Origin of the sequence: Xanthomonas sontii (assembly GCF_040529055.1) — a bacterium.
Lineage (GTDB): Bacteria > Pseudomonadota > Gammaproteobacteria > Xanthomonadales > Xanthomonadaceae > Xanthomonas_A > Xanthomonas_A sontii.
In genome coordinates, this window is the sequence record NZ_CP132342.1 from 3,341,844 (window position 1) to 3,356,204 (window position 14,361).

The following is a 14,361-nucleotide window of genomic DNA, read 5'->3' on the forward strand; positions in this document are numbered from 1 at the left end:
TTTTCGGACAAAAACGCAGCAGTCACAATGATGATTTTCGAATTCCTGGCTTTGGTTACCGTTTGTCGCAGCAACCCCAATTCACGATTTTCAAACAATCAACAGATTCGCTCTTCATTGTGAAAAACAGGGGAATTAATACATTTACCCCCTTACTAACTAAGCAGATCCCACGTCGCGAAGAACGCACCATCAGCAGCCGCGCCATCGAGGAAACTTCCGCTACTAACCCACAAGCCAAGGCCGGACGGGATGAACAAAGGATATTGAAGGAGGACCTGAGAACGCTCACCGGCACGAGCGGATCCATTTCCCGCAAAAATAATTGGCGTATCGATATCTCCCGGACCAGGAGGTGGCGTCGCCGAGGCATAGAGGTTCACCCATCCATGCCCTGGCTGAATACCTGCGGTCCGCAGATAGATTCCGTTCTTATTTTGCGACGGCTGCACAATTTGCACCACATTTCCATTCGGAAATACACAGCGCGAAAATGCACCAATCTTGACAGCTTCCATAGCACCCTCCTTGAATGTGATTTATGCCTTTAAAATTTACTTCCGAATGAGCTAATTCATTTGATCACCCCCCCTTTTATTGAATCACTTTACCCGACCAAATTTACATATACATTGACGCTATAACTCCAGTAAATTCACTACAGGCAGGATGGAAGGCATAGCAGTCGCCAACTATCAACTCATTTCATGAAGGTTGTTTTTCAACCCAAAGAATCATTACGCTCACGCTCGCAGCTGGGATAAGCCCGCCCATGTGATGCCTTTTTGTGATCCTTTTAACTCCCACCGCATGCCGTGTAGACACTGTAGGGAGTTGCAGGATCAAATCCTGCGACTGCATCGAATCGTGAGTGTTCAATTGCGGTCTGAGCGACCTCAATGTCGCAGCTCGCTGTTGCTGACATGTCATCCCGGCTTATGAGATGACGCAAAGCCACTTATGCCGACGATTCCTTATATGTAGACGCCTGGTCATCGCTCGATTGGCGGGGCTCAACGGTCTTCTCTTTGAAGCACTGCTTCACGTTCTTCAACTCAGGCCCCGCCAGCTCGCTTTCCTTCGTTTCACCGGGCCGACATCCATCGGCACGCTTATTGCATGATCGGGAAACTGCCCCACTTGATCGCGACCTCGCTCGCGACCGAACCTGCCCCTCCCGACACGGTCCATCGTTCATGCCCCACCCGCCCCTGGTCAGCGTGGTCATGCCGGCCTACAAGCTGCGCTACTTCGAGCAGGCGCTCGACAGCGTGCTGGCCCAGACCTATCCGGCGCTGGAACTGGTCATCTGCGACGACAACCCCACCGAGGCGATCGCCGAGGTGGTGGAACGCCGCGCCGCGATGGCCCCGTTCCCGATCCGCTACCACCGCAATCCGGAGCGCTACGGCGAACTCGGCAGCACCGCGCGCGCCATCGCCCTGGCCCAGGGCGAGTACGTCAAGTTCCTGCACGACGACGACGTGCTGGCGCCGGATTGCGTGGCCGCGCTGGTCGCGGCGATGCAGAGTGCACCGAACGTCCTGCTGGCGTCCTCGCGCCGCCAGCGCATCGACAGCCACGGCGCGCCGCTGGAGGACATCCACGCCACCGCCTTCCCGTTCGCCGGCGACGTGCTGCTGGACGGGCCGGAGCTGCTGTCGTTCCTGGCCGACCACACCATCAACTTCGTCGGCGAGCCCAGCTGCGTGCTGTGCCGGCGCAGCGACCTGCTGGAGATCGGCGACGAGCTGATGACGCTGGCCGGCAAGGTCATCAACTGGGTCGGCGACCTGGCGCTGTACGCCAAGCTGCTGCACCGCGGCCACCTGGCGCTGCTGGCAAAGCCGCTGACCCGCTTCCGGGTATCGGAAGAGCAATACAGCCAGGCAGGCCGCGACCAGCCAGGCATCGGCGACCAGGGGCATGCCAACTTCCGCCAGGGCGTGCGCGCGATGGGCTGGTACCGCGGCGATGGCGACGTCCGCCAGGTCACGGTGACGCCGCTGGGCGGCGGCCCCGGCACGCCGGTGGACCTGCTGCAGGCGATCCAGGACGCCTACGCGCGGGTCTGCGTACAGGCGACGCTGCGCGACTGGCAGGCGCGGCGGACGGTGACGCCGGCGCAACGCGACCTCCTCGACGCGCGCCTGGACGCCCTCGGCGGCGCGCCGCGGCTCACCGTGCTGGTCGACGCACGCGGCGCCGACCGTGCCGCGCTGGACGCAACGCTGGACAGCCTGCTGCTGGAGGGCACGCCGTTCGCGCAGGTGCAGGCGCTGGTGCTGGGCGACGCCTCCCTCCCCGCGTGGCCCGACCCGCGGGTCCGGATCCTGCCACCGCTGCCGGCCGAGGCCGATGCCGCGGCGCTGTCCGCCGCGCTGGATGCCTCGCCGGCCAGCGACTGGTGCCTGCGCGTGGTCGCGGGCACCCGGTTCTACGCGGGCGGCCTGCTGCGGCTGCTGCTGGAACTGGCGCAGCAACCGCAGTGCAACGCACTGTATGCGGACGAATGGCTGGCCGTGGACGCGGACACCCTGGCGCCGCTGCTGCGGTCCGACCCGGACCTGGACCTGCTGCTGGGCAATCCGCTGGCCACGGCCGGGCACTGGGTGTTCCGCCGCACGGCGGTGCGGACGCTGGGCGGCTTCGATCCGGCCCACGACGGCGCCAGCGAACTGGACTTGATCCTGCGCCTGTTCCTGCGCGACGGCGGCGACGGCATCGCACACCTGCCCGAGCCACTGCTGGTCGCCACGCCGGCCAGCGCCGAGGCCGGCGGTCCGGCGCGCCAGCGCGCGATCGCCGCGCACCTGCAGGCCCGCGGCTATCCGCAGGCCACGGTCGAGCCGTTGCCGGGCGGCCTGTTCCGCATCGACTACGGCCACCCCGCGCAGCCGCCGGTCTCGATCGTGCTGCTGGCGCAGGACAACCTGCCGGCGTTGCAGCGCGCGGTGGTCAGCCTGCTCGAACAGACCGCCTACCCCGCCTATGAATTGCTGCTGGTGGACAACGCCAGCCAGGCGCCGGAGATCACCGCGTGGATGCAGGCGGTAGCCGAACTGGGCAACGGCCGCATCCGCGTGTTCGCGCTGGAACAGCGGGTGTGCCAGGCCGAGGCGCACAACCTCGCCGCCACCCAGGCGCAAGGCGAGTACCTGCTGTTCCTGGACGCCGACAGCGCCGCGGTGCAGGACGGCTGGCTGCACGCGCTGATGAACCACGCGCAGCGGCCCGAAGTCGGCATCGTCGGCGCCAAGGGCGTGTCCGCCGACGGCCGCATCACCCATGCCGGCCTGCTGCCGGGCCTGCTGGCCGGCGCCGGCCACGCCTTCGCCGGCGAGGCGATGGCGCAGCCGGGCTACATGGGCCGGCTGCAGGTGGCACACCGCTACAGCGCGGTGTCGGCGCATTGCCTGCTGGTGCGGCGGGCGCTGTTCGAGCACCTGTCCGGCTTCGACGCGGCGGGCTTCGCCGCCGGCGGCGCCGACGTGGACCTGTGCCTGCGCGCCGCGGCGACGGGCGCCTGGACCGTGTGGACGCCGCAGGCGCTGCTGCTGCAACCAGCCTCGGCCACGCGCAGCGAGGTGGCCGACGAGGCGCTGCTGCAGCGCTGGCTGCCGGCGCTGGCGCAGGATCCGGCGTATTCGCCGAGCCTGGGCCTGGACCAGCCCGGCGGTTTCCAGTTGACCGAGTCCGAATTCTCCTGGCAGCCGCTGGCCTGGAAACCGCTGCCGCGGGTGCTGGCCCATCCCGGCGACACCTTCGGCAGCGGCCAGTACCGGGTGATCCAGCCGTTCCAGGCACTGGCCGCGGCCGCGCAGATCGACGGCCTGTACTACGCGCGGTTGCTCGACCCGGTGGAGCTGCAGCGCATCGGTGCCGACGTGGTGGTGCTGCAGCGCCGGGTCGGCGACGCGGAACTGGCGCGGATGGAGCGCATGCGCCGGTTCGGCACTGCCTTCATGGTCTACGAGCTGGACGACTACCTGCCGAACCTGCCGCTGAAGAGCGCGCATCGCGAGCACATGCCCAAGGACGTGCTGCGCTCGCTGCGGCGCGCCGCCACGCTGGTGGACCGGGTCACCGTCTCCACGCCGGACCTGGCCGAGGCGCTGGCCGGCCTGCACGGCGACATCCGCGTGGTGCGCAACCGGCTGGAGCCGCAGCTGTGGGGCGCGCTGGCGCCGCCGGCGGCATCCGCCTCGGCCAAGCCACGGGTCGGCTGGGCCGGCGGGCTTAGCCACACCGGCGACCTGGAACTGATCGCCGACGTGGTGCAGGCGCTGGCCGGCGAGGTGCACTGGGTGTTCATGGGCCTGTGCCCGGAGCGGCTGCGCCGGCATGTGCACGAGGTGCACGCAGGCGTGGACTTCGCCCGCTATCCGCAGGCGCTGGCCGCACTGGGCCTGGACCTGGCGCTGGCGCCGCTGGAAGACAACCTGTTCAATCGCTGCAAGAGCAACCTGCGCCTGCTCGAATACGGCGCCTGCGGCTATCCGGTGGTGGCCAGCGACCTGCCGCCCTACCGCGATGGCGCGCTGCCGGTCACCCTGGTCAAGAATCGCTTTCGCGACTGGGTCAATGCGATCCGCGCGCACCTGGCCGATGCCGACGCGCGCACTGCGGCCGGCACTGCCCTGCGCGCGACGGTGCAGCGCGACTGGTTGCTGCAGGGCGCCAATCTGCAGGAGTGGCGGGCAGCCTGGCTGCCGGACTGAGTCGGTCCCCTCGCCGGCCTTGAGGTCGCCGCGCGGCGCCCGCGTCCGACCGTGACGCGGCGCACGGCGTCAACCTGCCGACACCTTGCCGGCGCGCGGTCCGTGCCGGCCGTGCCGCCGGCGCCAGGAACCCGTCACCGGGTGCCGGCCTTCCCCGCGCATGCCTGTCCGGAGGCTGCGCGACACGTGAGTGCCGTTTCGGCACACCGCTTGCATTGCATACGGGCAAGCCGTCTCCCGGCAGGGACTTCACCGTATGAGCGACTCCATCAGCTCCATCCTTTCGCAGATCCGCAGCTACCAGGGCCAGGTCGGCCAGGCGGCGCAGACGCGGGTGGGCGATGTCGGCCGCAGCAATGCGATCGAAGGCCTGGGCGGCAGCCAGGGCGTGCAGGGCCCGAGCTTCACCGAGACCCTGCGCAACGCGATCGGCGGCGTGAACGAGGCCCAGCAGAAGTCCGGCGACCTCGCCAAGGCCTTCGAACTGGGCGACCCCAGCGCCGACCTGGCCAAGGTGATGCTGGCCGCGCAACAGTCCCAGGTGGCGTTTCGCGCTACCGTGGAAGTCCGCAACCGACTCGTCCAGGCGTACCAGGACGTGATGAACATGCCGCTGTAAGGGTAGAAGACGATGGCGCTTGCGATCAGCAAAGACACATTCAACAGCGAAAAGGCCGGGGCCTGGTTCGACCGCCTGCAGAGCCTGCAGCTCACCCGGCGCATCGGCCTGATGGCGATGATCGCGGTGGCCGTGGCCGCCGGCCTGTTCGTGTTCTTCTGGTCGCAGAAGCCGGCCTACACTCCCCTGTACACCGGCCTGGACGAGAAGGGCACGGCCGAGGCCACCGACCTGCTGCGCACCGCGCAGATCCCGTTCAAGCTCGACCAGGCCACCGGCGCGATCACGGTGCCGGAGGACAAGCTGTACGACGCGCGGCTGAAGCTGGCCGGCGCCGGCCTGACCGACAACGGCAACATGGGCTTCGAAGTGATGGAAAAGGATCCCGGCTTCGGGGTCAGCCAGTTCGTGGAGAACGCGCGCTACCAGCACGCCCTGGAAACCGAACTGGCGCGCACCATCGCCAGCCTGCGCCCGGTGCGCGAGGCGCGGGTGCATCTGGCCATCCCCAAGCCGAGCGCGTTCACCCGCCAGCGCGAGGCCGCCAGCGCCTCGGTGGTATTGGAACTGCGCGGCGGCACCACCCTGGAACGCAACCAGGTCGATGCGATCGTCAACATGGTCGCCTCCAGCATCCCCGACCTGGCGCCGGACCGCGTCACCGTGGTCGACCAGAGCGGGCGCATGCTGACCATCGCCGACCCCAACAGCGACGCCGCGCTCAACGCCGCCCAGTTCGACCAGGTGCGGCGCCAGGAAAGCGCCTACAACCAGCGCATCCGCGAACTGCTGGAGCCGATGACCGGCCCGGGCCGGGTCAACCCGGAAGTGAACGTGGACATGGACTTCTCGGTGGTCGAGGAAGCGCGCGAGCTGTACAACGGCGACCCGCCGAAGCTGCGCAGCGAGCAGGTCAGCGACAGCAGCACCAGCACCAGCGGCCCGCAGGGCGCACCCGGCGCGACCAGCAACTCGCCGGGCAGCGCGCCGGGCCAGCCGGGCGCCACCGGTGCCCCGCCCGTCGCCGGCACCGGCACCCAGCAGGCCGCCGCCGCGACCCCGACCGAAAGCTCCAAGAGCGCCACCCGCAACTACGAGCTGGACCGCACCCTGCAGCACACCCGGCAGCCGGCCGGACGGATCAAGCGCGTCTCGGTGGCCGTGCTGGTGGACCACGTGATGCGTCCCGGCGCCAAGGGCAAGATGACCGAGCAGGCGCTCAGCGCCGCCGAACTGACCCGCATCGAAGGCCTGGTCAAGCAGGCGGTGGGCTTCAATGCCGAACGCGGCGACACCGTCTCGGTGATGAACGCCCCGTTCGTCCGCCAGGCCCCGGAAGCGGCCGACAAGCCCGGCTGGTGGGAAGATCCGCGGGTGATGAACGTCGCGCGCCTGGTGCTGGGTGCGGCGGTGGTGCTGGCGCTGCTGTTCGGCGTGCTGCGCCCGGCGCTGCGCCAGATCGCCGGTCCCGCGCCGGCCGCGTCGGTGGGCCACGACCGCGACGGCAACGAGCCGCGCGACGCCAAGCTGTCGATGCTCGACGACGACAACCCGCTGCTGCCGTCGCTGGGCGAGGACACCGCCAGCCTCAGCGGCGGCGCTGGCGGCAACCCCGCCATCGCCCTGCCCGACGCCTACGAGGAACGGTTGCGTCAGGCCCGCGAAGCGGTCAAACAGGATTCCAAGCGCGTGGCGCAGGTCGTGAAGGGATGGGTCGCCAGTGAAGCCTGATGCGAACGCAATGAATGGCACCCAGCGCGCCGCCGTGCTGCTGCTGTCGCTCGGCGAGGCCGACGCGGCCGAGGTGCTCAAGCACATGGACCCCAAGGAGGTGCAGAAGATCGGCATCGCCATGGCGACGCTGAGCGGCATCTCGCGCGACCAGGTCGAGAAGGTCATGGAGGAGTTCAACGCCGAGCTGGGCAGCAAGACCTCGCTGGGCGTGGGCGCCGACGACTACATCCGCAACGTGCTGGTGCAGGCGCTGGGCGCCGACAAGGCCGGCAGCCTGATCGACCGCATCCTGCTGGGCCGCAACACCACCGGCCTGGACACCCTGAAGTGGATGGACCCGCGCTCCATCGCCGACCTGGTGCGCAACGAGCATCCGCAGATCATCGCCATCGTGATGGCGCACCTGGACAGCGACCAGGCCGCCGAGGCGCTGAAGCTGCTGCCCGAGCGCACCCGCGCCGACGTGCTGATGCGCATCGCCACCCTCGACGGCATCCCGCCGCACGCGCTCAACGAGCTCAACGAGATCATGGAGCGGCAGTTCTCCGGCAACCAGAACCTGAAGTCGTCCAACGTGGGCGGGGTCAAGGTCGCGGCCAACATCCTCAACTTCCTGGACAGCGGCTCGGACCAGGGCGTGCTGTCGGCGATCAGCAAGATCGACGCCGACCTGGGCAGCCGCATCCAGGACCTGATGTTCGTGTTCGACAACCTGGTGGAGCTGGACGACCGCGGCCTGCAGACCATGCTCCGCGAAGTCAGCGGCGACCGTCTCGGCCTGGCCCTACGCGGCGCCGACATCAAGGTGCGCGACAAGATCACCAAGAACATGTCCCAGCGCGCCGCCGAGATCCTGCTGGAAGACATGGAAGCGCGCGGCCCGGTGCGCCTGTCCGACGTGGAAGCCGCGCAGAAGGAGATCCTGGCGATCGTGCGGCGCCTGGCCGACGAAGGCGTGATCAGCCTGGGCGGTAGCGGTGCGGAGGCCATGGTATGAACGGCAACGTGGTGCGCTGGCTGGCGCCGGAACTCGATGCCCCGTCCGCGCTGGCGGCGCTGCCCTACGAAGACGCGCTGCCGGACGAGCCGGTGCTGCGTCCGCCGAGCCTGGAGGAGATCCAGGCGATCGAGGCCGCGGCCCAGCACGAAGGCTTCGAACGCGGCCACGCCGAGGGCCTGGCCCAGGGCCAGGCCGAGATCCGCCGCCTCACCGCACAGATCGAAGGCATCCTGGACAACTTCTCGCGGCCGCTGGCGCGGCTGGAGAACGAGGTGGTCGGCGCGCTCGGCGAGCTGGCCGTGCGCATCGCCGGCAGCCTGGTCGGCCGCGCCTACCAGGCCGACCCGGTGCTGCTGTCGGAACTGGTCGCCGAGGCGCTGGACGCGGTCGGCGGCGCGCGCCGCGATGTCGAGGTGCGCCTGCACCCGGACGACATCGCCGCGCTGACCCCGCTGCTGACGCTGATGGATCAGGGCATCCGGCTGGTGCCGGACCTGAGCCTGAGCCGCGGCGACCTGCGCGTGCACGCCGAATCGGTGCGCATCGACGGCACCCTCGAGGCGCGCCTGCGCGCGGCCCTGGAAACGGTGATGCGCAAGTCCGGAGCGGGCCTGTGAGCGCGCTGTCCGGCACCCACCCCGCCGACTGGCTGGATGCGCGCAACCTGCGCCTGGCCGGCCGCCTCGGCAAGCTCGATCTGGACGTGGCCGCCGGCCGCGGCCTGATCCGCGAAGGCATCCTGCGCCGCGCGGTCGGCCTGACCCTGGAAGCGGTCGGTTGCGAGGCGCCGATGGGCGCCACCTGCAAGGTCGAGGTCGACGGCGGCTGGGTCGACGCGGAAGTGGTCGGCTTCTCCGGCGACCGCACCTCGTTGATGCCCAGTGCCGAAACCCACGGCTTGCTGCCCAACGCGCGGGTGGTGCCGCTGCACCGCCGCGGCGGCGTCGAAGTGGGCGAAGGCCTGCTCGGCCGGGTGATCGACTCGGACGGCGTGCCGCTGGACGGCAAGGGTCCGATCCGCGCCGAAGGCTCGGTGGGCATGGCCGGCGTGTCGATCAACCCGCTGGCGCGCGAACCGATCACCACCCCGCTGGACGTGGGCGTGCGCGCGATCAACGCGCTGCTGCCGATCGGCCGCGGGCAGCGCGTGGGCCTGTTCGCCGGCTCCGGCGTCGGCAAGTCCACCCTGTTGGGCATGATGACCCGCTACACCGCTGCCGACGTGATCGTGGTCGGGCTGATCGGCGAACGCGGCCGCGAAGTGCGCGATTTCGTCGAGACCACCCTGGGCGAGGAAGGCCTGCGCCGCGCCGTGGTGGTCGCCGCCCCCGCCGACCGCCCGCCGCTGGCGCGCCTGCACGGCGCCTACCGCGCCACCGCCATCGCCGAGTGGTTCCGCGACCAGGGCCTGAACGTGCTGCTGCTGATGGACTCGCTGACCCGCTTCGCCCAGGCCCAGCGCGAGATCGGCCTGTCGGTGGGCGAGCCGCCGACCACCCGCGGCTACCCGCCCTCGGTGTTCGCCAAGCTGCCGGCCCTGGTCGAGCGCGCCGGCAACGGCGCCAAGGGCCGCGGCTCGATCACCGCCTTCTACACCGTGCTCACCGAAGGCGACGATCCGCAGGACCCGATCGCCGACGCCGCGCGCGCCATCCTCGACGGCCACATCCTGCTGTCGCGGCGCGTCGCCGACAGCGGCCTGTACCCGGCCATCGACGTCGAGTCCTCGGTCAGCCGCGTGGTCCAGGACATCGCCGACGAGCCGTGGCGGATGCGCATCCGCTCGCTTAAGCGGCTGGTGGCCGCGTACTCGGCCAACCGCGACCTGATCACCATCGGCGCCTACCAGCGCGGCAACGATCCGGCCGTGGACGAAGCGCTGGAGCGCTGGCCGGAGATCATGGAATTCCTCGGACAGGACGTCGCCAAAGCCGCAGATCTGCCCCACAGCCAGGCCGCCCTCAAGCGCCTGGTCGACCGCGAGAACTAAGCCATGATGCAATCGCAACGTCTCGATCCCCTGCTCCGCCGCGCCCAGCAGCACGAAGACGAGGTCGCCCGCGATCTCGCCGAGCGCCAGCGCGCCCTGGCCACCCACGAGTCGCGGCTGGAGGAACTGCGCCGCTACGCCGAGGAGTACGCCAACAGCCAGATGGCCGCGACCAGCCTGGCGCAACTGGCCAACCGCCGCGCCTTCCTGGACCGGCTGGAGAGCGCGGTGCAGCAGCAATGCCAGACCGTGGACCGCAACCGCGAGAAGGTGGAGATGGAACGCAGCCGGCTGCTGCTGGCCAGCCGCGACAAGCAGGTGCTGGAACAGCTCGCGGCCAGCTACCGCGCGCAGGAACGCAAGGTCGACGACCGCCGCAGCCAGCGCGAGATGGACGACCTCGGCGCGCGCCGCGCGCGCCTGGCGGCCACCGCCGACGAACACGATGACGGAGACGGACGATGAACAACGCGCTTTCCGCGCTGGGCGGCAGCGGCCGCGCCAGCCAGATCGGCGGCGGCAGCGACACGCAGGGCACCGACCGCGCCGGCGGCAAGGACTTCGCCAAGCTGCTCGGCGGAGGCGGCGGCGGCTCGGCGCGTACCACCGCGCCCAAGCCCGCCGCCCGCGAGACGCCCAAGCCGGCGCAGAACGCCGGCAAGGACCAGGCGGACAAGCGTCCGGCCGCCGCGGACGACACCGCCAGCGACCCCGCGCGCACCGCGCAGGCCGGCGACAAGGTCGCCCAGGACGCCGAGAAGAGCAGCACCGAGACCAAGGCCTCGGGCAGCGACAAGGGCAAGGCCAAGACCGAAGACAAGCACGAGGACGCCAAGCCCGACGACAGCGCCTGGCCGCCGGCCGGGCTGGCCGGCATCGGCCTGGGCCTGCTACCGGCGATCGGCGCGGCGGTGCTGCCGGCGGCCACCGCGACCCCGCTGGGCGCAGCGGCCGGGCTGGCGGTCGGCGTCGCCGGCGCCGTGGCCAACGGCGTAGGCGCCCTGCTCGGCGGCGACGCCGCGGCCCAGACCGCGGCCGGCGCCACCGATCCGACTGCCGCAACGGCCGGCACCGCCCCGGCCTCTGCGGCCGGCGGCTTCGGCGCGATGCTGTTGGCACAGGCCGGGTCCGCCGACAAGGCTAGCGGCGCCGACACCGCGGCGCCGTTGGCGGCGCTGGCCGCCATCGCCGCCGCGGCCGGCGGCAAGAGTGGCGAGAGCGGCGACGCCGCGCCCGCCGCCGATCCCAGCGCGATCGTGCCGACCGCGGCGGCGGCCCCGCTGCACGCCACGGCGCGCCTGGCCGATCCGCAGCCGTTCACCGGCTCGCCCACGCCGACCCCGAACCTGCACGGCAACCAGTTCGACGAGGAACTGGGCGCGCGCATCAGCTGGCTGGCCGACCAGAAGATCGGCCACGCCCACATCAAGCTCAATCCGGCCGAGCTCGGCCCGGTCGAAGTGCGCCTGCACATGGCCGGCGACCAGGTCAACGCCAGCTTCAGCAGCAACCAGGCCGACGTGCGCCAGGCCCTCGAGAACAGCCTGCCGCGCCTGCGCGACATGCTCGGCCAGCACGGCTTCCAGCTCGGCCAGGCCGACGTCGGCCAGCAGCAGCCGCAGCAACAGCAGGCCAATGCGCAGGGCACGCCGCAGGGCGGCGGCCGCAACGGCGGCGAGCTCGCCGACGACCTGTCCGGCAGCGTCGGGATTCCGGCAGTGGTGTTGCGCCAGCGCGGTCTGCTCGACGCCTACGCCTGACGATCCGGGGCGCGCCAGGCGCCCCTTCACGGCGATCGAGGGAGTGGAACGGGTCTCGGCCTCGACGTTCGTCGGAAGGACACGGCGGGGTTGAGGCCCCTCCGCTGGGTCCGATCCCCTCTCCCACAACGGTCTCGGCCCGCGCCGGCATGGCGCGCGGCGGCGCCGTCAAACACCCGGCGCGCCAGGCGCCCGGTTTCGGCACGGCGATTGCATCCTCAGGGGCAGACCCCCTCAGGAGCCCGCTCAGTGTCAGCCGCCGACAAATCCAAGAAAGACGCCAAGGACGCCCCGGAAGGCGGCAAGTCGAAGAAGAAGCTGCTGATCATCGTCGTCGCGGCGGTGCTGGTGCTGGGCGGCGGCGGTGCCGGCGCGTTCTTCTTCCTGAAGAAGCCCGAAGGCGGCCACGCCAAGGCCGAGGAAAAGACCGCCGAGATCCCCAAGCCGGCGCAGTACTTCGCGATGGACCCGGCGTTCGTGGTCAATCTCAATGGCGGCGCGGAAGACGGCCCGCATTACCTGCAGCTGGAAGTGCAGTTGATGACCCGCGACCCGGAAGAACTGAAGCTGATCACCGAGAACGCCCCGGCGATCCGTGCGCACCTGCTGATGCTGTTCTCGCAGGTGCAGGCGCAGGACATCGCCAACATCGATGGGCGCAAGAAGCTGCAGGCCGCGGCGCTGGCCGACGCGCAGAAGCTGATGACCGCCGAGACCGGCAAGAAGTGCGTGGAAGAACTCCTGTTCACCAGCTTCGTCACCCAGTAAAGGCGCTGCCGCGATGACCGACCTGCTCTCCCAAGACGAGATCGATGCCCTGCTGCATGGCGTCGACGCGGGCGTGGTGGACACCGAGCCGGCGCCGCCGGAGCCGGGCGAAGCGCGCAGCTACGACTTCTCCAGCCAGGACCGGATCATCCGTGGGCGCATGCCGACCCTGGAGATGGTCAACGAACGCTTCGCGCGCCTGTGGCGGATCGGCCTGTTCAACCTGATCCGGCGCTCGGCCGACCTGTCGGTGCGCGGCATCGACCTGATCAAGTTCAACGACTACATGCACTCGCTGTACGTGCCGAGCAACCTGAACCTGATCAAGTTCAAGCCGCTGCGCGGCACCGGCCTGATCGTGTTCGAGCCGACCCTGGTGTTCACCGTGGTCGACAACTTCTTCGGCGGCGACGGCCGCTACCCCACCCGTATCGAAGGCCGCGAGTTCACCCCGACCGAGATGCGGGTGATCCAGCTGATGCTCAAGCAGACCTTCGCCGACCTGGCCGAAGCCTGGGCGCCGGTGATGGAGGTGGAGTTCGAGTACCTCAATTCCGAGGTCAACCCGCACTTCGCCAACATCGTCACCCCGCGCGAGTACGTGGTGGTCAGCCGCTTCCACGTGGAGCTGGAAGGCGGTGGCGGCGAGATCCACGTGACCCTGCCGTACTCGATGCTGGAGCCGATCCGCGAACTGCTCGACGCCGGCATCCAGAGCGACCGCGTGGACCGCGACGAGAGCTGGAACATCATGCTGCGCGAGCAGCTGTTCGGCTCGGAGGTCACCATTTCCAGCGTGCTGGCGCAGAAACAGATGAGCCTGCGCGAGCTGACCCGGCTGAAGATCGGCGACGTGCTGCCGATCGACCTGCCCAAGCAGGTGCCGCTGTGCGTGGAGAACATCCCGGTGTTCACCGGCGAGTTCGGCATCTCGCACGGCCAGAACGCGGTGAAGATCACCGCCACCCATCCCCCCGGCGCGCTGCGCCGCCGCCCCGCTCCCCAGGAAGACCTGCCATGACCCAGACCGATCCCACCCAGCCGGCGCCGGCCCAGTTCGACAGCCTGCAGCCGGACGCCGTGGCCGAATCCAACGACCTGAACCTGGACGTGATCCTGGACGTGCCGGTGACGCTGTCGCTGGAAGTCGGCCGCAGCCGCATCCCGATCCGCAACCTGCTGCAGCTCAACCAGGGCTCGGTGGTGGAGCTGGAGCGCGGCGCCGGCGAGGCGCTGGACGTGTACGTCAACGGCACCCTGATCGCGCACGGCGAAGTGGTGACCATCAACGACCGCTTCGGCGTGCGTCTGACCGACGTGGTCAGCCCCAGCGAGCGCATCCGGAGACTGCGGTGAGCCTGCTGCTCGCCGTCGCCACGCAGACCGCCAAGCACGGCTCGGGCGTCGGCAACGCGGCGCCGTCGGCGCCCAGCCTGCTCGGCGCGGTGTTCGCGCTGCTGCTGGTGCTGGGCCTGATCCTGGCCATGGCCTGGGTGCTCAAGCGCCTGCCCGGCAGCGGCTTCCGCCCGGCGCAAGGCCTGCGAGTGGTCGCCAGCCTGGCGGTCGGCGCCAAGGAGCGGGTGGTGGTGGTCGAGGTCAACGGCGAACAGCTGCTGCTCGGCGTCTCGCCCGGCGGGGTACGCACCTTGCATCAGCTGCCCGAGCCGCTGCCGCAGGCGCCTGCGCCGACCCTGCCCTCGATCAAGCCGTTCAAGCAGCTTCCCGATTTCGCCCAGCTTCTGGCGCAGAAGCTGCGCAAGGACAAATGA

At 69.6% G+C, this 14,361-nt stretch carries 13 protein-coding genes; 12 read left to right on the forward strand and 1 reads right to left on the reverse strand.

Annotated features, from left to right (window positions below; translation table 11 throughout):
• Window positions 1-155 precede the first annotated feature (155 nt).
• Complete coding sequence (locus tag RAB70_RS14075; protein WP_148829009.1) at window positions 156-518, reverse strand: hypothetical protein; 363 nt, start codon at window positions 516-518, stop codon at window positions 156-158.
• A 708-nt stretch (window positions 519-1,226) separates the two neighbouring features.
• Here RAB70_RS14075 and RAB70_RS14080 point away from each other — a divergent pair.
• From RAB70_RS14080 to fliO, 12 genes are all read left to right on the forward strand, one after another.
• On the forward strand, window positions 1,227-4,721 hold the full coding sequence (locus tag RAB70_RS14080; protein ID WP_230979392.1) for a glycosyltransferase: 3,495 nt from the start codon (window positions 1,227-1,229) through the stop codon (window positions 4,719-4,721).
• A gap of 256 nt (window positions 4,722-4,977) precedes the next feature.
• The gene (gene fliE / locus RAB70_RS14085) at window positions 4,978-5,340 is read left to right on the forward strand and encodes a flagellar hook-basal body complex protein FliE (RefSeq protein WP_010341655.1); all 363 of its coding nucleotides are present in this window, start codon (window positions 4,978-4,980) and stop codon (window positions 5,338-5,340) included.
• A 12-nt stretch (window positions 5,341-5,352) separates the two neighbouring features.
• The gene (gene fliF / locus RAB70_RS14090) at window positions 5,353-7,071 is read left to right on the forward strand and encodes a flagellar basal-body MS-ring/collar protein FliF (RefSeq protein ID WP_148829007.1); all 1,719 of its coding nucleotides are present in this window, start codon (window positions 5,353-5,355) and stop codon (window positions 7,069-7,071) included.
• 10 nt (window positions 7,072-7,081) lie between these two features.
• Entirely contained in the window at window positions 7,082-8,071 is a 990-nt protein-coding gene (fliG, locus tag RAB70_RS14095; RefSeq protein WP_017912588.1) for a flagellar motor switch protein FliG, read from the forward strand.
• Window positions 8,068-8,691: a FliH/SctL family protein gene (locus tag RAB70_RS14100; RefSeq protein ID WP_017908680.1), complete on the forward strand. Its 624-nt coding sequence runs from the start codon at window positions 8,068-8,070 to the stop codon at window positions 8,689-8,691. Before fliG ends, RAB70_RS14100 begins: the two co-directional genes overlap by 4 nt.
• A complete protein-coding gene (gene fliI / locus RAB70_RS14105) occupies window positions 8,688-10,064 on the forward strand; it encodes a flagellar protein export ATPase FliI (protein ID WP_017908679.1) in 1,377 nt (458 codons plus the stop codon). Before RAB70_RS14100 ends, fliI begins: the two co-directional genes overlap by 4 nt.
• Window positions 10,065-10,067: 3 nt before the next feature.
• Complete coding sequence (gene fliJ, locus RAB70_RS14110; protein WP_010341649.1) at window positions 10,068-10,529, forward strand: flagellar export protein FliJ; 462 nt, start codon at window positions 10,068-10,070, stop codon at window positions 10,527-10,529.
• Complete coding sequence (locus RAB70_RS14115) at window positions 10,526-11,824, forward strand: flagellar hook-length control protein FliK (protein ID WP_148830049.1); 1,299 nt, start codon at window positions 10,526-10,528, stop codon at window positions 11,822-11,824. Before fliJ ends, RAB70_RS14115 begins: the two co-directional genes overlap by 4 nt.
• A 249-nt stretch (window positions 11,825-12,073) precedes the next feature.
• Complete coding sequence (locus tag RAB70_RS14120; RefSeq protein WP_017909004.1) at window positions 12,074-12,592, forward strand: flagellar basal body-associated FliL family protein; 519 nt, start codon at window positions 12,074-12,076, stop codon at window positions 12,590-12,592.
• Window positions 12,593-12,605: 13 nt separating this feature from the next.
• Window positions 12,606-13,613 (forward strand): flagellar motor switch protein FliM, encoded by a 1,008-nt coding sequence (gene fliM, locus RAB70_RS14125; RefSeq protein ID WP_148830048.1) that lies wholly within the window; start codon window positions 12,606-12,608, stop codon window positions 13,611-13,613.
• Window positions 13,610-13,948, forward strand: coding sequence for a flagellar motor switch protein FliN (fliN, locus tag RAB70_RS14130; protein WP_148830047.1), 339 nt, complete (start codon window positions 13,610-13,612; stop codon window positions 13,946-13,948). The genes fliM and fliN overlap by 4 nt, the downstream gene beginning before the upstream one ends.
• Entirely contained in the window at window positions 13,945-14,361 is a 417-nt protein-coding gene (gene fliO, locus RAB70_RS14135; RefSeq protein WP_017911181.1) for a flagellar biosynthetic protein FliO, read from the forward strand. The genes fliN and fliO overlap by 4 nt, the downstream gene beginning before the upstream one ends.